The organism is Chitinophaga flava (assembly GCF_003308995.1).
In the GTDB taxonomy this organism is placed as follows: domain Bacteria; phylum Bacteroidota; class Bacteroidia; order Chitinophagales; family Chitinophagaceae; genus Chitinophaga; species Chitinophaga flava.
In genome coordinates this window covers 126,590-146,484 of sequence record NZ_QFFJ01000002.1, presented here as the reverse complement: position 1 = coordinate 146,484, position 19,895 = coordinate 126,590, and the positions used below count along the sequence as shown (strand labels likewise).

General features: G+C 48.7%; 14 protein-coding genes. 5 read left to right on the top strand and 9 right to left on the bottom strand.

The genetic code is table 11. From position 1 onward, the window contains the following. Positions 1 to 27: 27 nt before the first annotated feature. From DF182_RS16870 to DF182_RS16855, 4 genes are all read left to right on the top strand, one after another. Complete coding sequence (locus DF182_RS16870; protein WP_113617025.1) at positions 28 to 459, top strand: hypothetical protein; 432 nt, start codon at positions 28 to 30, stop codon at positions 457 to 459. Then, positions 456 to 1,835: a glycerate kinase type-2 family protein gene (locus tag DF182_RS16865; protein ID WP_317048448.1), complete on the top strand. Its 1,380-nt coding sequence runs from the start codon at positions 456 to 458 to the stop codon at positions 1,833 to 1,835. Before DF182_RS16870 ends, DF182_RS16865 begins: the two co-directional genes overlap by 4 nt. A 114-nt stretch (positions 1,836 to 1,949) precedes the next feature. Continuing rightward, on the top strand, positions 1,950 to 3,125 hold the full coding sequence (uxuA, locus tag DF182_RS16860) for a mannonate dehydratase (RefSeq protein WP_113617023.1): 1,176 nt from the start codon (positions 1,950 to 1,952) through the stop codon (positions 3,123 to 3,125). A gap of 235 nt (positions 3,126 to 3,360) precedes the next feature. Further along, positions 3,361 to 3,825, top strand: a complete 465-nt coding sequence (locus tag DF182_RS16855) for a MarR family winged helix-turn-helix transcriptional regulator (RefSeq protein ID WP_113617022.1) — start codon at positions 3,361 to 3,363, stop codon at positions 3,823 to 3,825. A 195-nt stretch (positions 3,826 to 4,020) separates the two neighbouring features. Here the strand turns inward: DF182_RS16855 and DF182_RS16850 are convergent, their stop codons facing one another. Further along, positions 4,021 to 4,959, bottom strand: coding sequence for a FecR family protein (locus DF182_RS16850; RefSeq protein ID WP_113617021.1), 939 nt, complete (start codon positions 4,957 to 4,959; stop codon positions 4,021 to 4,023). Positions 4,960 to 5,097: 138 nt separating this feature from the next. Here DF182_RS16850 and DF182_RS16845 point away from each other — a divergent pair, with 138 nt between their 5' ends. After that, positions 5,098 to 6,387 carry a CDC27 family protein gene (locus tag DF182_RS16845; protein WP_113617020.1) on the top strand — a complete coding sequence of 430 codons (1,290 nt, stop codon included), beginning with the start codon at positions 5,098 to 5,100 and terminating at the stop codon, positions 6,385 to 6,387. Here DF182_RS16845 and DF182_RS16840 read toward each other — a convergent pair. The 8 genes from DF182_RS16840 to DF182_RS16805 form a co-directional block, all read right to left on the bottom strand. Continuing rightward, positions 6,376 to 6,618, bottom strand: coding sequence for a hypothetical protein (locus DF182_RS16840; protein ID WP_147243457.1), 243 nt, complete (start codon positions 6,616 to 6,618; stop codon positions 6,376 to 6,378). The genes DF182_RS16845 and DF182_RS16840 overlap by 12 nt on opposite strands. A 54-nt stretch (positions 6,619 to 6,672) precedes the next feature. After that, on the bottom strand, positions 6,673 to 7,827 hold the full coding sequence (locus tag DF182_RS16835; RefSeq protein WP_113617018.1) for an alginate lyase family protein: 1,155 nt from the start codon (positions 7,825 to 7,827) through the stop codon (positions 6,673 to 6,675). Between the two features lie 76 nt (positions 7,828 to 7,903). After that, positions 7,904 to 9,694, bottom strand: a complete 1,791-nt coding sequence (locus tag DF182_RS16830; protein WP_113617017.1) for a glycoside hydrolase family 36 protein — start codon at positions 9,692 to 9,694, stop codon at positions 7,904 to 7,906. A 5-nt stretch (positions 9,695 to 9,699) separates the two neighbouring features. Then, entirely contained in the window at positions 9,700 to 11,562 is a 1,863-nt protein-coding gene (locus DF182_RS16825; protein ID WP_113617016.1) for an alpha-L-fucosidase, read from the bottom strand. Continuing rightward, on the bottom strand, positions 11,559 to 14,081 hold the full coding sequence (locus DF182_RS16820; protein ID WP_113617015.1) for a glycoside hydrolase family 95 protein: 2,523 nt from the start codon (positions 14,079 to 14,081) through the stop codon (positions 11,559 to 11,561). The genes DF182_RS16825 and DF182_RS16820 overlap by 4 nt, the downstream gene beginning before the upstream one ends. Before the next feature lie 23 nt (positions 14,082 to 14,104). Next, positions 14,105 to 16,582, bottom strand: a complete 2,478-nt coding sequence (locus DF182_RS16815; protein ID WP_113617014.1) for a glycoside hydrolase family 2 TIM barrel-domain containing protein — start codon at positions 16,580 to 16,582, stop codon at positions 14,105 to 14,107. A 492-nt stretch (positions 16,583 to 17,074) separates the two neighbouring features. Further along, positions 17,075 to 17,677, bottom strand: coding sequence for a response regulator transcription factor (locus DF182_RS16810; protein ID WP_113617013.1), 603 nt, complete (start codon positions 17,675 to 17,677; stop codon positions 17,075 to 17,077). A gap of 869 nt (positions 17,678 to 18,546) precedes the next feature. Then, positions 18,547 to 19,890, bottom strand: coding sequence for an alpha-L-fucosidase (locus DF182_RS16805; protein WP_113617012.1), 1,344 nt, complete (start codon positions 19,888 to 19,890; stop codon positions 18,547 to 18,549). Positions 19,891 to 19,895 lie beyond the last annotated feature (5 nt).

Below are 19,895 nucleotides of genomic sequence, written 5' to 3'. Positions count from 1 at the left end.
CTAAATTTGATATAATACTTGCTGACTATGAAGATATTCTCGCTCTATACGGCACTTTTGTTGTGTTGCCTCCTGGGAGGCTTCCAGCTGACCACTGCTGCGCAAACCAAAGACAGCACCTCTCTGGGAGGCCGGTGGGGAGTGGAAGGCAGAGCAGACAAAATCAGTGATAAGATATCCAAACAGGTAGGTCTCGACAGAGATCAGTACCAGAAGATCTATGCCATCAATGAAGACATTATCCGACGCAGAGATGTGATTCATACCAATAAAGAACTTCCTAAAAAAGAGCGGATGCAGCAACTGAAAGCCCTGGACTCTGAACGCAGCCAGCGGTTTAAAAACGTGCTCACTGCTACCCAGTATAAAAGATGGAATGACTGGGAGATGCGCAAAAAAGAGCATCTCGAAGCCAAGATGGAGAAAAAAAGACAGCGTAAACAAGCTGCCCGTGAATAACGATACAACAAAATCGTTGTTATACTGTTATTCATTGTCCATCATCCCAAAAAACCAACATCAACATTTCAGCCATCCGGGACATAAAGACCATTTTCCTGCATGCCGTATCTGCCGTGCATCCTACTCAACTGGTGCGCAGGCATATAGCGGTACGTGATCGTACTACCGTTGTTATTTCGGGAGATGATTATGTGCTGCCCCCTGGCGGCCGCGTGATTGTACTCGGTGCCGGCAAGGCTTCCGCTGCGATGGCGCAGGAACTGGAGCAGCTCCTGTCAGCATATTTTCGCCTGGAAGGGCTGGTAGTAACCAAATACGGTCATGGTTTGCCTTTGCAATACCTCGACCTGCTGGAGGCCGGACATCCTGTGCCGGATGCGCAGAGTGTGGCCGCTTCCCGACGTTTTCAGGAAATAGCAGCTGGTACAAAAGAAGGCGACCTTGTGATACTATTGTTGTCTGGCGGCGCTTCCGCCCTGCTGGCCGATGTGCCGGAAGGCTGTTCCCTCGCAGACGTACAACAGCTGTTTCAGCTGCTGCTGGCCAGCGGAGCAGAGATCCATGATGTCAACATCGTGCGCAAACATCTCTCCCAAATCAAAGGGGGAAGGCTGGCACAAAAAATATATCCGGCCACGTTATGCTCCCTGATACTAAGCGATGTGGTAGGCGACGATCTGAGTGTGATTGGCTCGGGCCCTACAGTTCCCGACCCTTCTACTTTTGCGGACACTATGGCCATACTGGAAAAATATGAGCTGTTGCCACAGCTGCCGGCAAGTCTGCGTCAGCACCTCGATAGTGGCATGGCGGGCAACATACCTGATACCCCCAAGCCCGGCGAAGAAGGTTTCTCCCATGTGCATAACTATCTGGTGGGCACTAATCGTATCGCCATGCAGGCCGCAGCAGAAGAGGCTCGCAGCCTGGGCTACCATCCGCAGCTGTTATCATCTGCCACTACCGGTGAAGCACATACGGTAGCAGCCGCACTGGTACAGGCAGCTATACAATACAATGGACCACGGCCCGGTTGTCTGCTGATGGGCGGAGAAACGACCGTTCATGTTACCGGCAGCGGCAAAGGAGGGCGCAACCAGCAACTGGCGCTGGCAGCGGCTATCAACCTGGACGGACAGCACGGTATCACCCTGTTGAGCGCAGGTACAGATGGAACAGACGGGCCTACTGATGCAGCCGGAGCCATTGCAGACAATCATACACTGGAAAAAGCGACGGCGATGCAATTGAATGCACAACAATTTCTGCAACAGCATGATGCCTGGACATTTTTCTCAAAAGCAGGCGGGTTGCTGGTTACAGGGCCTACACAAACTAATGTGATGGACCTGATGATCGTACTGATCGAGTAACTGATATGATGAGTCATCAGCTTTTGATATTTAAACTTTGATTATCTGCTGATAGATTCTATTTTTGGGGTTTGATTCATAAGTTTTGGATATTACTAAAACCAATATTGCATTATGCTGAGAATGGAACAGACATGGCGATGGTTCGGACCTAATGATCCGGTAAGCCTGTCTGATATAAAACAGGCCGGCGCTACCGGAATCGTGACAGCATTGCACCATGTTCCCAATGGAGTAGTGTGGACGAAAGAGGAAATTTCACAACGTAAAGCGATGATCGAAGCAGCAGGCCTTACCTGGTCTGTGGTGGAGAGCATTCCCGTTCATGAAGATATTAAAACGCAGAGCGGACAGTTCAGGGAGTATATTGCCAATTACCAGCAATCTATCCGTAACCTGGCTGCATGCGGTATCAACATCGTAACCTACAATTTTATGCCGGTGCTGGACTGGACCCGTACCGATCTGAGTTACGAAGTGGCCGACGGCTCCAAAGCGCTGCGTTTTGAGAAAGATGCCTTTATGGCGTTTGACCTGTTTATGCTGAAGCGTCCCAATGCGGAGAAAGATTATACCGAAGAGGAGATCTCCCGTGCGAAAGAACGTTTCGATAGCATGACACCGGAAGAAAAACAGCTGATACAGAAAAATATCATTGCCGGCCTGCCAGGTTCTGAAGAAAGTTTTACACTTGAGCAGTTCCAGGCGGCACTCGACAAATACAAAGGCATTGATGCCACCCAGCTGAAGCTGCACCTGTTCTATTTCCTGCAACAGATAGCGCCGGTAGCGGAAGAAGAAGGGGTTAAACTGGCCATCCATCCGGATGATCCTCCGTTTCCGATTTTCGGGCTGCCTCGTATTGTGAGCACAGAGCAGGATGCCCGGGAGTTGCTGATCGCTGCACCTTATGCTGCCAATGGCTTGTGCTTCTGCACCGGTTCCTATGGCGTAAGAGCCGACAACGACCTGCCTGGTATGATCGAACGACTGGGCGATCATATCCACTTCATCCACCTGCGCAGCACCCAGCGTGATGCACAAGGCAACTTCCATGAAGCCAACCACCTAGAAGGCGACGTAGATATGTTTGCCGTGGTGAAAAACATCCTCCTCACTATGAAACGCCGCAATGTTTCCATTCCAATGCGGCCGGATCATGGGCATCAGATGCTGGATGACCTGCATAAAAAAAACAATCCGGGATACAGCGCTATCGGCCGCCTGCGCGGACTGGCCGAACTGCGGGGCCTGGAAATGGGCATAGCCGGGGCCTTAGGCTCTGATTGACTGACATCTACCAGCATCAGGTCTGCACAAAGAGTAAAGGTGGGGATAAGCAATACCATCGTCGGACTGAGATGCTACGCCAGAGCAGAAAGCATATTTGAAACCATACCGTAATGGCTGATTACGCGTACAAACAGCACTGTTCTTTACCATATTTAACGAAGGGTTGACAGCACATGTCAGCCCTTCGTTGTTTCGACCTTACTAAACCTACATACTAAACCTACACAGTATCATGAGTATCACAGATGAAAGATACGAGGCCTCCCTTGCGCGGAGAACCTCCAGCCTGGGCCGTTTGCTCAGCCTCGTAAAAAAAGACCTCGACCAGCGATTAACAGAAAAACTGCTGGTACTGGGCTACCACAACTTCCGCCCAAGCGATATGGTAGTACTGATCAATATTGACGATACAGGCACCATCAACAATGAACTGGCTAAAAAAGCCCGCATCAGCAAACAGGCCATGAGCAAAGTGGTCAAAAACCTGGAAGCAGACGGTTATATCGCCACCCGCAAACATGCAACAGACAACCGCGCCAGCGTCATCTTCCTCACCGAAAAAGGAAAATTGCTGCTGATAGATGCATCAGAATCTATCCTGGAAATTGAAGCCGCTTACATTGACACAATCGGGGAAGAAGATATTGCCACTTTAAAAGAGGTCCTGCTGCGCCTGCACGCCGGCCTGAAACTATAACCCCTCTCCATTTACCACTTATATACTGTACTGTAGCTCATGGCCCGCTCCTACCGGCGCCAGCGTACTTTCTATGCCTTTTTTAAAAGCTCGTGGTACATTACTCACTTCCCAACGCTGGTGTTTCATATCACATTACACCTTGAATGCACCCGCGCTGCATTGAACAGCTGGTAATGTTCCGTTGAACCGTGATTATTTAAGTGTGAGGTAATACCTGTCTGTGCTGTCTTTAGCAAGATGTGCAGACAGGCTTTTCTGTAACAGGGCGATCATTTCCCGCTCTGATTTTTTTCTGAGGTCGATGGTTAGTTTTTTGTGAAGCAATTTTTCAGCAGAAGGAGGTACAGAGATTTGTATCGCATAGCAAACGCTGACAGCATCCAGTATTTCCGAAGCTTCGGTATTGCGAAAGCGGAGCACACCTGTTTTCCAGGCCACCGGCCCCTGGCTGTCCAGTTTTTTTCTGGTGGCTTTTTTCTCTTCAAGCGTTACCTGTGTATTAGCAGAGAGGACCATATCATCCGCTTCTTTACCTGATAGGGTGACCTTTCCCCGTGATACAAACACCACAACACCGGTAGCAGACACGTGCACATTAAAAGCGGCCGCAGCGGCCTGCAACGTATAGTCTCCAGGCGTTATCACGGTACAGGGTGTTTGTTTCCGCAGATCGAAAAAAACATCTCCTTTCATCACTTCTGCATAGTTATGATCCTGGTGTCTGTTATCGTACAAAATGGCTGCATTTTTGTTCAACACGATTCGGCTGCCATCGGGTAACCGTACAGAGTCGACGTGAGTGGTGGAGTTGGTATAGGGCCTCAGTTTTCGGGGCGTTTTCCGGAAGCAGCAGAAGAGGACCACCGCCATGACAACGCCCACGGCGCCCAGCATCCATGGTTTGATGGCATGCAGTACAGATGGCCTGGCAACTTGTTTGACAGTGATGGCTGTCAGTGCAGTCGGCTCACTATCTTTCACGAGCCACGCCTGCAGCCTGCTTTCAATATAGCGGGCATGCTCTGGGTTGTTGGCCACCAATTCCGCAACAGATGCCTGTAAAGCAGGGTCCTGCGGCGATTGGATAAAATGCATAATCAGCTCGTCAATAGCTGGTATAGGCTGAAGCATAGGTTACTGTTACTGTCCTGTGGCTGGTAATCGGTATAACCGGCAAGATACGAAAGCCTGCGCACAGAATAAATATATTAGGCTACCTCAGGAAGGTTTAATATTTTTAGTATAGACGAAAAGGCAAAAACGAAAGGTATGTCACCTGAAATACTACATGACCAGGACTACATTGAGGGCTTGCTGCACCACACCCCAAACGTAATAGACGATATCTACCAGCGATTCGCATCCAAAGAGAAACGATTTATCCTGCAAAAGAGCGGCACTGTCAAAGACGCAGCACATATTTTCGAAGAAGCATTGATGGACATCTACTTCTATGCACAGCGCCACCCGCTGCAGGTAAGTTCTTTTGAGCCATTTCTGCAGCTGCTCTGCAAACGTATCTGGGAAAGGGAACTGGAAAGACGCGGACAACGTATAGCCGGCATGGAAGCAGAAGAAAATGCTGCCCTTAGCCGCGACGATATGCTGGATATCGAAGATGTGCTGCGTGAAGGCGAAAAAAGACGGTTGGCCTACAGCTACTACCTGCAACTCAGCGACAGTTGCAAAGAACTGCTGCGATGGTCGCTCGCTGACCATCTACAGGAAGATATCGCAGTAGAAACCAGGATTCCCGTAGCAGAACTGACTAACAGAAGATGCGACTGCTACCTCTCTCTTTTTAAGGATCTTGAAAAAAAGAAACCGGGCATGCTGTCTGATGAAGACCTGCAAGCCAGTGACCGATACCTCTCCGGCCTGATGCCGGAAACTGAAAGAAAGGATTTTGACGCCCGCCTGAAATCAGATCCTGCGCTGCTGCTGCAGGTAAAACGTTTCGACATGTTCCGGCAGTTGCTGGCTCAACGCGTGTGCAAAGACACTTCCCGCGATGAGTTACTACATCTGTTGTACTCTCATCGCAACGCCTGGTTTTCTCCCCGGGACAGCACTCCCACGCCTATACGCAACACCGTGATCTTCATCGCAATATTTGCAGCTGGCGTGGCCGTTATGATGTACATCAGCCCCTGGAGAAAAAACATCTATAAACAATTCGCCTCTACAGAAATGCAGGTGCCCGATACCGACAGCCTGCGGGTGCCGGCAGAAATCATCCAGAAATTTAACCGCGGCCACTTCAGTGATGCAATCATGCTGCTGGACAAGGTACTGCAACAACATCCAGGTAACCTCTACGCCCGATACTACCGGGGCGTTTGCAAAGTAGACCTCAACCAGCTGCAGCCAGCCAGAACAGACCTCTTACAGGTATACAAGGAAAGCAGCGACCTCCGCTATGAAGCAGCATTTTATCTGGCGCTGAGTTATCTCAAGGAAGGACACAAGCAGGAATGTCTGGATTGGTTACTTAAAATACCACCCCAGGCAGCCAATTATCTCAAAGTGCAGAAACTGATAGAGGAACTAGGCGGATAACTGCTGTGGTCTGCTACTGTAATGGATAAAACTCTCCACTTCAACCTTAATCAGTTCATAAACAGGGGCCTTTTCCCTTTTAATATGTAAAAGCTGCTGTAAAACCAGGAAGTAAATCCCTCCCCTGGTGCAGCCATCTATCTGGGCTTTAAGTATATCATTTTTTACCTCTTCACAACTGTTGGCATCCAGTTTCTGGTAAATAACATACAAGTCGTTCATCCAACTCATACCTCTAAAGTTTTTATTTCATAGGACTTTAAAGATATTAAAGAAATTTCTTAATCACAAATAAATCACGGGGTTACGAACAGGCAGGTTACGCAACACTTCTTCTACCTCAGGATCATGATTTAACAGCAGCCAAAGCCGGTAGTATTCTTCATTATTGAACGCATCCGCACCAAATAGCAAAAAGGGATGTGCCACCGGCCATTCACTCCAGTACATCACATCTTTATCATTAGGCCAGGTGCTTTTATCTTTCACATAAGGATACATAAAAGTGAGGCCTTTACCCATATTACGCTGCTGCTCAACGGTATAGCGCCATAGGTCATGGTCTTTGTCACTCAGCAGCTGACAGATGGTGCTCATGGCGTCGAGGTTAAACAACGAGTAGCCGTAAGGTTTAGTACGCCTCAGCTCCTGCGGGAAACTACCGTCTTCAGCCATCTGAGAAGGTAACAGCACCGTTTTGTAACGGTTGATACAAAAGTCTGTCCATTCCTGATTGCCGGTAAACTGCGCGAAAGCAGCCACCTGCATCACCCAGCAGGTACCGTGGTTGTTTTTGGCATTCATCTCATCCTTTCCATAAGGATGTGTGGTCATCCATTGCAGATAATCGGCAAACCAGCCTTTGAGGGCCGCCAGGTCTGCCGGAGGTATCATCCCTGCTTTTTCCATGATACGCAGCGCCTGCACTACTTCCAGAAAATGAATGGTATCAATAATGCCGATACCTCTTCCGGTAGCTCTGCCTTTGATGGCCTGAGCATATAGCAGATTGGGATTCATCCGGGTGGTACTGTTGATAAACCATGCCCTGGCATGCACCAATGCCCGCTGCAGATAGGTCTTGTCTTTGGTAGCCACATATCCTGCTGCCAGCGCGCCCATCACCCGGCTGAAACGGATCATCACCTGACGATGTGCCACAAAGTTGGCCGGATTACTCTGCCCATCCCGCTGTATATAAGGGCTGTCGGTACTCACCGGGTCCGGCCACCAGTAATCCCCTTCCGAATAAAAATCATGTTTGCCACCGGCACTACGCTCACACCTATACGTAGTAATCGTTTGTGGTGTTTGTTGCAAAGCCCATCTGGCATGCTCCAATATAATTGGCCGGGTATCCGTCAAAACCCGGTTCAGATAAGGGGATTGGGCTTGCAGCAGGCAAGGCAGCAAGAGCAGTATCAAAAAGCGGTATCGCATAATATACAGTTGTGAGAAACAGCAAAGACACAAAGCGCGGTGGGACCGCTCTCTGAGCCTTTGCTGATGAATGCTTTTATTTAAGCGTCAGTACTTTACCATCGTGGCCAGCCACTTCCATGGTAAAACTACCGTTGTGTTTACCCAGGCTTTTACCGGTCCAGTAGTCCAGTATTTCGCAGGGCTTATCCAGTTTTACCGTTAACTTTTTGGGAGATGTTTGCCAGTTGAGTAACACTACTTGTTTTCCTTCAGCAGTTTTAACTTCTCCCACTTCAAAATCAGTATTGGCAAATGCTGCAGCCCTGGCAGCCGGCGGCACGGCCTTACGCAGCATATTCAGGCGTTCGGGCGTGATTTTGGTGAGATCGTCGCCACTCAGCAGCATACCACCGGTAGCATATATCAATGCCGCATGGAAATTAAATTCATTATCAGGCATATTACCGATGAGCACCAGACAATCCGGGTCATTCCACCATAGACGGCCGTTTTGCCAGGCACGGTACAGGTTTTCACGGCCCGAGCGTTCAAATACAGACCAGGTGCGTTTAATATCCATGCTGCTGCGGGAACCATGCACCAGCCCCAGAGAAGGCCACAGCGGATGATTACAGCCCAGAATAAAGGCGTCGCGGGTACCTTTGATGATGGCTTCCATACCACGACGGTAAGCCTCTACCCTGGTAGCATTTTTATCATAAAAAACACCACCATGGATAGCTCCCCAGAAATTGGCGTCCAGCTTAAAATAGGTGACACCCCAGTCGTTACGCATGGTCCGGAACAGCTGCTCAAAGTGCTGCTGTACCTGTGGATGGGTACCATCCAGCACATACCAGGGTTTCAGGCGCCAGCCGCCAAAAGTAACAAGGTCGCTGCGCAGTGGCTTACCTGTTTTGTCTTTTACCAGCCAGTCCTGGTGTTCCTTGAAAATAACAGAGTTGCTGTCACAGATAAAGGGCGCTACCCAGATGGCCGGCTCAAATCCTTTATCCCGGATGGTATGCAGTACCTGTTGCACATTACCACCAAAAGAATTACCTACCGCCAGCCAGTCGCCCATATGCGGCTGGTAACCATCATCCAGCTGGATGTATTGGAGGTTAGGTATATTGGTTTTGATATAGTCCAGGTTATCGTAAATATTCTGTGCGGTCACTTTGGGGCCGAAACAATACCAGGAACACCATCCGGTAGGCGGGGCCTTAAATTCCAGCCGCGGATGGAAATGATGAATACGATCAGCAAACCTATCGAGGAGATTGTTGCCATCTTTTCCGTTCAGCAGCATCAGCTCTTCCAATTTAAACTCTTTACCGGGAGCGAGTTCCAGATCTTCCAGATCTACTACTGCTTTGATAGTATCGGCAGAAAGATAAAACTTACCTACAAAACGATTGCTGGAAGTATATCCCAGCAGTAACTGTGCATCTTTGGCAGGATACAGGCGCAACAGGTTGTACACCGCCAGATACCCTTCCGGCTGCGGTATTTTATAATGCCCTGCATCGGTGTAGTTACCTAAAGTTTGGGGCTGTGCCAGCGTGCCAGCAGTCTGGGTGAGCATCTGAAACCCTTCTGCATAAAAAGGAGTGGCCGGCGCCAATACCCTACCTACTGCTCCCAGCACCACTTCTTTCAACCTCACGGAAGCACTACCGGTATTGACTACACGAACATCACACAGTTCGCCATTCCATTTTCGTACTACCTTAACCGTGGCAGGCGCTATAGCGCCGTTGGCCTGATAAGCCGTAGCAGGACTTGTTTTGAGCGATTGAATAAAATGGTCCGTCTCGCCTGCCCGCGCCAGCATATTGCTGAGCAGGAAACAGCCCATAAGCACCAGGGATTTTTTCTTCATAACGATTAAGAATTTGGTTGCATAGTGATTTCAAATAATTTCATCAGTTCCGATCCGCTGATCTGCGTGGGTTTCACCGTGATCTCATATTCTCCGGCGGGCAGCTTAACTTCCTGCAAAGCCTGTGTAATGATCTCCTGTTTTTTTGCTGCATTCACTTCGGCACGGATTACATTTTTACCGATGCGTATTTCGTAAGCATTGCCAGGAGGCTGATCTGTGGCGTATTTGATGCCGACTTTAAATACGGCATCGCGGGTAGTCCTTACTTTCCAGCTTATATACTGGTCAGTTTTTTTCCAGCCTTGTACAAAGTAGGCGGCCTTTTTACCGTCGCCATATCCGAAGCCTTTACCGTGGAGTGAAGCATCGAAGGCACGCAGCACGTTGGTAATATTACGGGTATCCAGCACCCGCACAGAATCGCCTTTTATATCTTTCATTTCCAGCACGATCACGCTGCAGATGCTGTCAGGCGCTGTTTCCGGTAGGTTGATACTGATATCTTTCGGATTTACGCGGAGTACTTTCAGCGGCTGTTTGCTGTTGAGCAGATAAGCCTTTTCCACCTTACCAGCAATACCACCTACATACAATGGGTTACCCCATTGGAATACATGCAGGTATAACTTATTGCCTTTGCGGGTAGTTCCGCCCCAGGCCTGCACCGGCAAAGGAGTAGCGGTAGTGCCATAAATACTTTCGCCATTCTGTTGCATCCAGGTACCGATGCTGTGGAGGATAACGGTATCACGAGGATCGATACTGCCATCGCCTTCGGGACCGATGTTCATCAGTAGATTACCGCCTCTGGCAGCAGCTTTGGACATCAGCCGGATAAAGAAAGCAGCCGGTTTGTGGCTGTTATCAAAACGGGAGTAACCGTAAGACTCATTGGTAGTAGGAATCGCTTCCCAATCACCATCAACCGGATAAAACTCTGCCGGTCTGTCGGAAGTGTTTTTGTAGTCGCCGAAAGAAATGCTGCCACTACGGGCCAGCCGGCCGTTGACTACCACATTTTTATCCACAGCCCGTATCGCTTGCAGGATGCGGATGTTTTCGCTCAACGGTAATTTATGCGGTGTATCAAACCAGAGTATATCAGGATGATATTTACGCAGCAGCTCCTGTATTTGCGGGATGGATTTTTCATTGACATATTTTACTGCTTTGGGTAGCAGTTCGGGATGTACATCATACCAGGATGCGCCACCATACAGGTTTTTATCACCACCAGGATTGTTGTAGTCCCAATCGTTGCCTGGCGCATCCGGATGTTCCCAGTCGAAGGCATGGGAGTAGTAGAAGCCAAAGCGGATACCATATTTCTTACAGGCGGCGGACAGGGCTGCCATCGGGTCTTGTTTGAAAGGAGAACGACTGATGCTGTAATCACCGATAGCAGTGGGATACATGGCCACTCCGTCGTGGTGTTTGGCTGTGATGATAAGATAACGCATCCCTGCATCTCTGATCATTTTCACCCAGGCATCTGCATCAAATTTTTCCGGGCTAAAATGACTGATCAGTTTATCGGCATATTCCTGGCGACTGATTTTTTCTTTTCGCATCAGATGTTCGGCATATCCATCTACCTTTTTACCATTCCATTCTCCACCAGCTAATGAGTATACGCCCCAGTGAATAAAACATCCGAATTTTGCTTCCCTCCACCAGGCAATACGTTTGGCATGATCCTTCATAGAAGCTGTCCACCAGCCGTTTACAGCCGAGTCGATGGCTGCTTTGTCGCGGTTAGCTGCCTGCTGGGCGAGGATACCATCATCATCTCCTTTCACCTGGGCTATGGCTGTTGAGGCTATAACGCCAACGGCTATACTGAGTACTATTTTTTTAAAGCTCATTTTACATCATAGGTTTTGCCTGCCACTGTAGGCACATCGTATTCATATACCTTTTTAAGAGACAGCTCGGCCAGTTTTCCGGCATCTTTTACGATTGTTTTCACAGGGATGGGTAGTGGATAAAAAGGATTGTTGTTATTGCCGGTAGCGGATGTAGCACCATTTATCTGCACGGGCCTGCTGGTACGCACGCGCAGATTACCGCCCAGTGCGGAGCGTACTACAGCATGGGTCAGTTGTCCGTTTTCCCATTCCATATCTACCTCAAAACCACCACGGGCTTTCAGCCCTTTTACGCTGCCGGAAGGCCATGCATCCGGCAGAGCGGGCAGTAGTTGGACTACACCATCGTGGCTCTGCAGCAACATCTCAGTGATGCCGGAGGTTACCCCGAAGTTGCCATCTATCTGGAAGGGCGGATGTGCGTCAAAGAGATTAGGATAGGATCCGCCACTGTTGTCGGCCACGCTGACAGCCTGACCTCCAGCGAGGAACAGCTGTTTGTTGAGCATTGTATAGGCATGGTTACCATCTTCCAGACGGGCCCACCAGTTGATCTTCCAGGATTTGGACCATCCCGTGCCCCCATCGCCGCGCAGCAGCAGACTACGTTTAGCCGCTGCTGCGAGTACCGCATCCCGGCGAGGGTTGATAAAATTACCCGGAAACAGGCCATACACGTGAGATACGTGCCGGTGTGTGTCGTTCGGGTCGTCCCAGTCTTTATACCATTCCTGTAACTGCCCATGCTGGCCAGCCTGGAATGGATACATATCTTTCATCTTCTCCTTTATACGCGCCACCATATCTGCATCCTCTCCCAACACAGCCGCTGCACGCATGGTGTTGGTAAACAGGTCGTGGATGATAGACAGGTCCATCGTGGATGCGATGCTTACAGAGCCTTCCCGCTTATCTTTGATAAGGAAATTATTTTCGGGAGAAGTGGAAGGACTGGTCACCCACCGGCCTTGTTCGTCTTTGATCAACCAGTCGAGCATGAACTCTGCGGCCCCTTTCAGATCGGGATACATTTGTGCGAGCTGTTGTTTATCACCGGTAAACATATAATGCTCCCACAGGTGACGGCTCAGCCAGGCCCCGCCCATAGGCCATATCGCCCATTTAGGGTTACCGTTGGGATCAGCAAAATCGAGGCCACCGGCGGGATTGGTCATCGCCCAGATATCAGTGTTGTGGTGGGCGGTCCATCCTTTGGCACCGTAATTAACGGTAGCGGTTACACGCCCGCGTTTAGCCATCTTATGAATGAAGTCGAACAGCGGCTGGCCACATTCCGACAGGTTAGCTGTTTCGGAAGGCCAGTAGTTCATTTCTGTGTTGATATTGATAGTATAGTTGGAACCCCATGGTGGCTGCATCTCCTTGTTCCACAAGCCTTGCAGCGTCATGGCAGGACCGCCCTTACGCGAACCGGCGATCATGAGATAACGGCCATACTGATATAATAAAGTGGTCAGCTGCGGATCGCGGTTACCGCCATTTTTTGTGTATACCTGCAAGCGTTCATCGGTAGGCAGCTGTTCGCCGCCATCCGTACCCAGGTTAAGGTTTACCCTGTTAAAAAGACGCTGATAGTCTGCCAGGTGCGCCTGTAATAATGTTTTATAAGGGAGAGGCTGTGCTTTTTTCAAAGGTGCCATAGCGGCAGCAGCGGGATCACCGGCCCAGTCTTCCGGGCTTTTATAGCTGGTGCCTACAGATACCAGCAACACCGCCTCTGTAGCGCCAGACACGGTAATACCAGCTGTATCAGTAGTCACTTTTCCACCGGTAGTGCGGGCATCCACATGTACCTCGTAATTGATACCCTTATCGCCGTAAACGATCTGGCGTGGCTCATAGGCACGACTGGCTACATATTCGGGGCAACGGCCTTTCATCACCAGATAGTGGTTGCTCACTACTTTGTTGGTATGCGGCATCGGATTGGCGAAAACAGTATGAAAACGCAGCATGCCCGGTTTGCTGGCGGTATAACGTATTACCAGCAGCTGTGCAGGATAACTGGAAAAAACTTCGCGGGTATAATCCACACCAGCTGCTGTATAGGATACTTTGCTGATACCGCGGGTAAGGTCCAGCTCCCGGTGGTAATTCACCGCATCATGAGGCACATCATTGTTGATGAACATGCTGCCTAATGTGACGTAACGGGCACTGTAGGTGCCCATCATTTTTTTGGCCAGCTTATCAGCCTCCATGTATTTGCCTTCGGCCAACAGCTGCCGCATGAGTGGCAGTGTTTCTTTGGCCTGTGGATTGTCGCCGTTGCGGGGTATTCCAGACCAGAGATAACCTTCATTGAGCTGCAGCTCTTCCCGTTGTATACCACCAAAAACCATGGCTCCGATACGGCCGTTACCTACAGGCAATGCTTCCACCCACTGTTTGGCGGGCTGCCTGTACCAGAGCTTCAGCAGCGAATCCGCTGGTGTAGTGGCATTGGCCTGCCATGAAAATATCAGCAGCCCTATCCCGGTAAAAAGTTTTTTCATTGTCGCGTTGTGTTTGAGTCTTCTTAAAAAGTAATAGTCGTTAGCCCCGTCTGTAGTTCTTTGCCACTGGCAGCGACTACGGCTGTTCCTTTGTGGCCGCCGGTCTGCAGGTAGATACAGGCCTGACCGTTAGCCAGCTGCACTTTGCGGGAACCGCTGGCCGTACCCTGATCTATCAGTAACACCCCATCACCTGCCTGCGAAAAAGTGATCTCATTGGCAGCATCCAGACATAGTACGCCTTTTTCATCCACCGCTTTTACACAGATCTTTCTGGTGTTGCTGTTACTAAACGTTTTATCTTCTTCCACCATCAGTCTTACAGGTTTAGACCAGGTATCGGTTTGATATTGCCAGGTTATTTCATCGGTGATGGTTTGTTTGCCGTTGCGGGCCACCACTTTCACCTGATTATTGCCAGCCTGTAGCGGTACATTCCAGCGTAGCCCCGCTGCCGGAAAATCCTGGCTGTTGCGTTTTTTCACGCCCGCACTTTTACCGTTCACAAACAACTCTGCTTCCTGGCAGTTGGAGTATACACGTATTTCTTTAGCTTCTCCTTCCTTGCCCCAACGTATAGGCCAGTTGTGACCGTAAATATGGACCATAGGGGTTTTGAGCCAGTAAGACTGAAACACATAATATATTTCCTTGGGTGTAAGGTCTCTTGCCACAATACCTTTCTGGTTGACATAAGGCACCGGGTTTTCCGGTCTAAGCGGCGTGGAAAAATCCTTGAATACCCAGTAAGCGGTGCCGGTAAGCTGCGGCATGGTTTCCTGTTCCTTCAGGTGCCAGTCTACCAGGTTGACAGCATAGGATTCTGACCAGTCGCCATCTTTGGAGGCTCTTGCATTACCGCCGGTGAGGGCGAAGTCGCCGGTACGTTCATCGGTACCTTTGCCGGTGGCCACTTGTCTGATAAACTTTTCAGGATCTTCGGCAAAGCGGCCCTGATGGCTATCAGCGCCCCACTCTGCATGGAAGAAGTGTGGTACTTTTTCTATTTCCTTCAGGCTTTCCTGTTTGTATTCCGTATAGCGGCCACGGTACCAGCCGGCCCAGATGGAAGGGGAATACACGTCTACAATATCCTTACAGAAATCACAACGGCGGATGGTGGTTTTCCGGGTGCTGTCCAGCTGATGAGCGAGTACATTTAGTTCCGACATAAAAGCGCGGATCTGCTGTTTATCAAACTCGGGGAAATCGCCAGGCCAGTCGTTTTCATTGCCTAGTCCCCAGAGGATGACGGCCGGATGGTTGCGATGCTGGCTGATCATGTTGGTGAGCATTCTTCTGGCTTGTTGTTTATATACTTCACCACCGAGGCCACCCCTGCACCAGGGAATTTCCTCCCATACGAGAATGCCCAGGCTGTCGCAGAGTTCCAGTACTGTGCGTGATTGTTGATAATGTCCCAGGCGGATGAAATTGGCGCCCATTTTTTTGATGAGCAGCATTTCCTGGCGGATCATGTCTTCTGTCATGGCGGCAGCCACGCCGGCATGGTCTTCATGACGATGGGTACCTTGCAGCAGCAGCCGTTTACCGTTGAGCAGGAAAGGGCCATGTGTCACAAATTCAAAATGGCGGAAGCCGGTATGGCCGGTCCATTGGGCGGTGCCGGCAGCTGTGGTCAGTGTTGCATGGATGGTATATAACTGAGGTTGGTCAGGTGACCATAATACCGGTTTTTTCAGGGAGATACCTGCCAGTTGCTGTAGCCCTTGCTGTATGCTGATTTCCTGGCGGATCTCTTTGACCACTTTGTTTTGCGGGTCGAGTACCCGCAGTTCCAGCGTTCCACCGGAGAGGTGGCCGGGGTTGCGGAAAGCGGCACTGACAGTGAGGGTGCCGCTATTGCCGGCAGGATCGGTTTGCGCCTGCAACTGCAGCGTTTCAAAAGACAACGCTGGCGCATATACGAGATTAACGTACCGGTATAATCCGCCATACACGTTGAAGTCAGACATATCAGAAGGGATCATTTCCAGGTCACGGGTATTATCACAACGAACGGATACCGGTATTTTTCCTTTGAAACGTTTAGCTTCGGGTGATTGCAGAAAACGATTGACGGCTTCGGTGATATCCGCGGTCCATTCGTCATAGCCACCGGTATGGGAGGCTACTTTTGTCGTGTATACATATACGGTAGTTTTCTGTCCGGCGCCTTCAAAATGCAGCAGGGTGCGGCCCTGAGCATAGGGATTGTTTATGTCCAGCAAAGTGCGGTACCAACCGGGACCTTCGTAGTAGTTCTCTTCCGGGCTGACGGCATCAGTGGCATTAAAACAATGTGGCAGGGTTACTTTTTGCCACAGGGGCACTGATTCAGGACTGCCTTCAGTAGCGGGCCTGACGGCTTCCCAGATCCCGCCCAGGTCTCCTTTAAGATATTCCCATGGTTGGGTAATCCGTGCTGATTGTTGTGCCCGGGAAAGTTGACTGCATAATAATATGCCCCATAACATCCACCAAAATCCTGTTCTTTTCATATTCCTGTTTAATAGGTTGTTGTTTTAAGTTGACCAGGTAAACCTTTCGGGCGGCCGGTGTTGGGCCGTTTCTATTGTATCTCTCCTGTTGGTAACCTTATGTTTGGCCGGTTGGTTGATGGCCGGCTTTTCAATTATTGTCTTTCCCTTTGAAACAGGCCTGTGTATCTTGTTGATCTTTCATAACGTACCGGTATTTCTTCCGGCCTGCCGGGTCCTATTTTCCCTGCCTGGTGTTTCTTTCATAACGTGTGTACAGCAGGCTAATAAAATAGAATAGTGAAAGTTATGCAAACGGTTGCATAACTTTCACTATTATTTTGTCTTTTATCGGTGTTTTTTGAGCCTGTAGGGCAAAAACCGGACTGACGGCCATTTTACATGGCTATCGGTGTTTGGATTTTTCAGAAGAAGCTGGCTGATTGGCTGGCGCGGGTCAGGCAGTTGGCAATTAGGACTTTACTACATTCCGTTAACAGGCATCCGGGGAGATTACACCAAATTTTCTTTCATCGCTTTCACAATGGCATTTGATCGGGAGTTCACATCCAGTTTGCGGTAGATGTTCATAATGTGGGAACGTACAGTACCGACACTGATGTGGCAGTGTTCAGCGATCTGTTTGTAAGTATCACCGCTTACCAGGCACCGCAGGATTTCCTTTTCACGGGGTGATAAGCCATAAGGATCGTGATAACTTGCACGTTCTTTCCGGAAAAATGCCAACACTTTGTTGACCGCTACCAGATTAGATTGCATCGCAGTCTCATAGACCTGCGTAATAAACTCTGACAGGGATACCGGTGGTATATGGTCCACCGCCAGCCCCTCTTCCTGAACAGGCATCTCTTTCAGAGATTTCCCCTTCTCATTCAAAGTCAGCAAAATCACATTTATATCCGGATATGCAGCTTTTACAATACTCGCAGCTTCTATCGCGGTCAATCCAGGTATCTCTATATCCATAAAAACCAGGTTACAGATATCTTTAGCTAATTGTTGTAACACGTTCGTTGATTCATTGTGTAATGCCGCAACCTCATAAATCTTCCCTTCTCCTAAATGACCAGCATTTAAAGGCCGCACTTTTTTCATATTATTCTTTTTGGGTTATGTATATTTCGCATGAAAATCTTCCATTTTTAACCGTAAGTCTGGAAGTTGGTATGGCTGATTATTTGTATAATGGAAAGTTCACACGGTTTCCATACCCCAAACAAATTTGATACAATTACAAGCAGCAGTCAATCGGATACGTATATGGTTTTTCAATAAATATTAATATACAATTTGTTCTATATTAGACAAAATACTAAACTATTAACGTGGTCGAAATCAATAATTTAAGGATTAACTGCATTATAATCAACTAGTTATCAATTGCTTGAAAGTCGGTACTTCCAACAATTCTAACAAATTATATTTAATCATATATATTATTTTTTAACCAATTCCGGCATTTTTCTACCACTTTCACCTGTATTATTTCAAAATTGATTTTCCGGAACTGATTGACATAACCCCGGAAAGTAGTCATGATTTATCCCTTTCCGTACCTTTTGCCAACCACTTCCTTTTACACCTGCATCCATACAATTATCTGTAACAGCTAAAACCCATCCACACAAAAGTCACCATCACTTTTTACTATTGCATTCCCATTACTGAATCGAGCTACATAAGGTGGTTATACCAGCGAAACTGGTATGCTGAAGCTGAGGGAGTATTGCCAGTACACAAGAAAACCTGGCTAAAGCGCTTCATTCCGAATGTTTAACAAAAAAGAAATGGTTCAATAAAATTAATACCTTTTCTCACAAAAAGAAATAATTCCCTCCAGGACAACATGTTAATCACCAAAACATGGTCTGCGTTTCACACAATCACGACAGATATCTGCGCAAAAAAAGCGGAGCGCCGTGTATAGCATACACCGCGCTCCGCTCCTATAATGTTTAGAATATCTATTCCATCACCAGCTCAATCACCGGTATTTCCACATCCGGCTTCCGTACCGGCAAATCCAGCGCCAACGCGCCTTTATCCGTACCTTTCATCTTCAGCTCCGAGCCATCATGCAGGAACTGTGCATATTTCACCTTGCCTTTTAATCCCGGCAATTCAATCCGCTGCAATGGATAATCCAGTAAATGCACATACAACCGCTTAGTGTCCGGGTTATAGGTCAGCAGCGTATTATCCGGCCGCTGAATACCTGCCGGCGCTTCTGTACAACCGTAAATAGAACGGCTGTTTACCTTCATCCACTCCCCCATACCTTCCAGCCTGTCTTGTGCACGGGCATCAAACAATCCTCTGGAAGTAGGGCCCACATTGAGTAACAGATTCCCACCCTTGCTCACGGATTCTATCAGCAGCACCAACAGCTGTTTGTTGTCTTTCCAGGAGGTTTCATCCCGATAATATCCCCATGAACCGGAAAAGGTCTGGCAGGTTTCCCAATGCACCCGTTTTCCGTTGCGGGTGGGCCATTCAGACACCTTGTATTGTTCCGGCGTCACAAAATCGCCTCCATCTTCATACTCACCCAGGTCAAGCCTGTCGTTGATAATGATGCCCGGCTGCAGCTTACGCACCATCTTAATCAGCTCGATGGAATTCCAGTCGTTATGATCTTTCCCATTTTCTCCCGGATAGGAAAAGTCGGTCCACAGAATGTCTATTTTACCGTAGTTGGTCATCAGCTCCTTTACCTGATTATACAGGTAAGTGCGGTATTTGGCCATATCCCTGCCTTTATTGAGGCGTTCGTACTCTTTGGCATCGTTCACACGCTGCGGATGCACACGGTCGATTGTAAAGTCAGGATGATGCCAGTCAATCAGCGAATAATAGAAGCCTACCTTCAGGCCCTCAGCACGGAAAGCGTCCACCCATTCCTTTATCAGATCTTTTTTGATAGCCGTATTAGTGGCTTTGTAGTCTGTAAATTTGGAATCAAACAAACAGAAACCTTCGTGGTGTTTGGTAGTGATCACCGCATACTTCATCCCCGCCGCTTTGGCCATGCGGGCCCATTCCTTCGGATTGTACAGGTCGGGATTGAAGTTATCGAAGTATTTCTGATAAGCACTGTCTGTAATGCGCTCATAATTTTTTATCCACTCATGACGGGCAGGCAGGGAATACAGCCCCCAGTGGATAAACATACCAAAACGGTCATTCAGCCACCACGACAGCCGTTTCTCCATCTGCTCCGGCGTTTCATTGAAGATCTTCTTCTGTTGTTGTGCCTGTATCTGCAGGCAACAAAGGAAGGTAATAACAGCAAGCATTAGTTTTTTCATATTGA

Coding starts and splice junctions, on each gene's coding strand:
- DF182_RS16820 (WP_113617015.1), bottom strand. CDS start 14,081: ATGAAAAAACTTTTTACCGGGATAGGGCTGCTGATATTTTCATGGCAG.
- DF182_RS16850 (WP_113617021.1), bottom strand. CDS start 4,959: ATGCTTCAGCCTATACCAGCTATTGACGAGCTGATTATGCATTTTATC.
- DF182_RS16815 (WP_113617014.1), bottom strand. CDS start 16,582: ATGAAAAGAACAGGATTTTGGTGGATGTTATGGGGCATATTATTATGC.
- DF182_RS16855 (WP_113617022.1), top strand. CDS start 3,361: ATGAGTATCACAGATGAAAGATACGAGGCCTCCCTTGCGCGGAGAACC.
- DF182_RS16805 (WP_113617012.1), bottom strand. CDS start 19,890: ATGAAAAAACTAATGCTTGCTGTTATTACCTTCCTTTGTTGCCTGCAG.
- DF182_RS16810 (WP_113617013.1), bottom strand. CDS start 17,677: ATGAAAAAAGTGCGGCCTTTAAATGCTGGTCATTTAGGAGAAGGGAAG.
- DF182_RS16830 (WP_113617017.1), bottom strand. CDS start 9,694: ATGAAGAAAAAATCCCTGGTGCTTATGGGCTGTTTCCTGCTCAGCAAT.
- DF182_RS16870 (WP_113617025.1), top strand. CDS start 28: ATGAAGATATTCTCGCTCTATACGGCACTTTTGTTGTGTTGCCTCCTG.
- DF182_RS16845 (WP_113617020.1), top strand. CDS start 5,098: ATGTCACCTGAAATACTACATGACCAGGACTACATTGAGGGCTTGCTG.
- DF182_RS16835 (WP_113617018.1), bottom strand. CDS start 7,827: ATGCGATACCGCTTTTTGATACTGCTCTTGCTGCCTTGCCTGCTGCAA.
- DF182_RS16840 (WP_147243457.1), bottom strand. CDS start 6,618: ATGAGTTGGATGAACGACTTGTATGTTATTTACCAGAAACTGGATGCC.
- DF182_RS16825 (WP_113617016.1), bottom strand. CDS start 11,562: ATGAGCTTTAAAAAAATAGTACTCAGTATAGCCGTTGGCGTTATAGCC.
- uxuA (WP_113617023.1), top strand. CDS start 1,950: ATGCTGAGAATGGAACAGACATGGCGATGGTTCGGACCTAATGATCCG.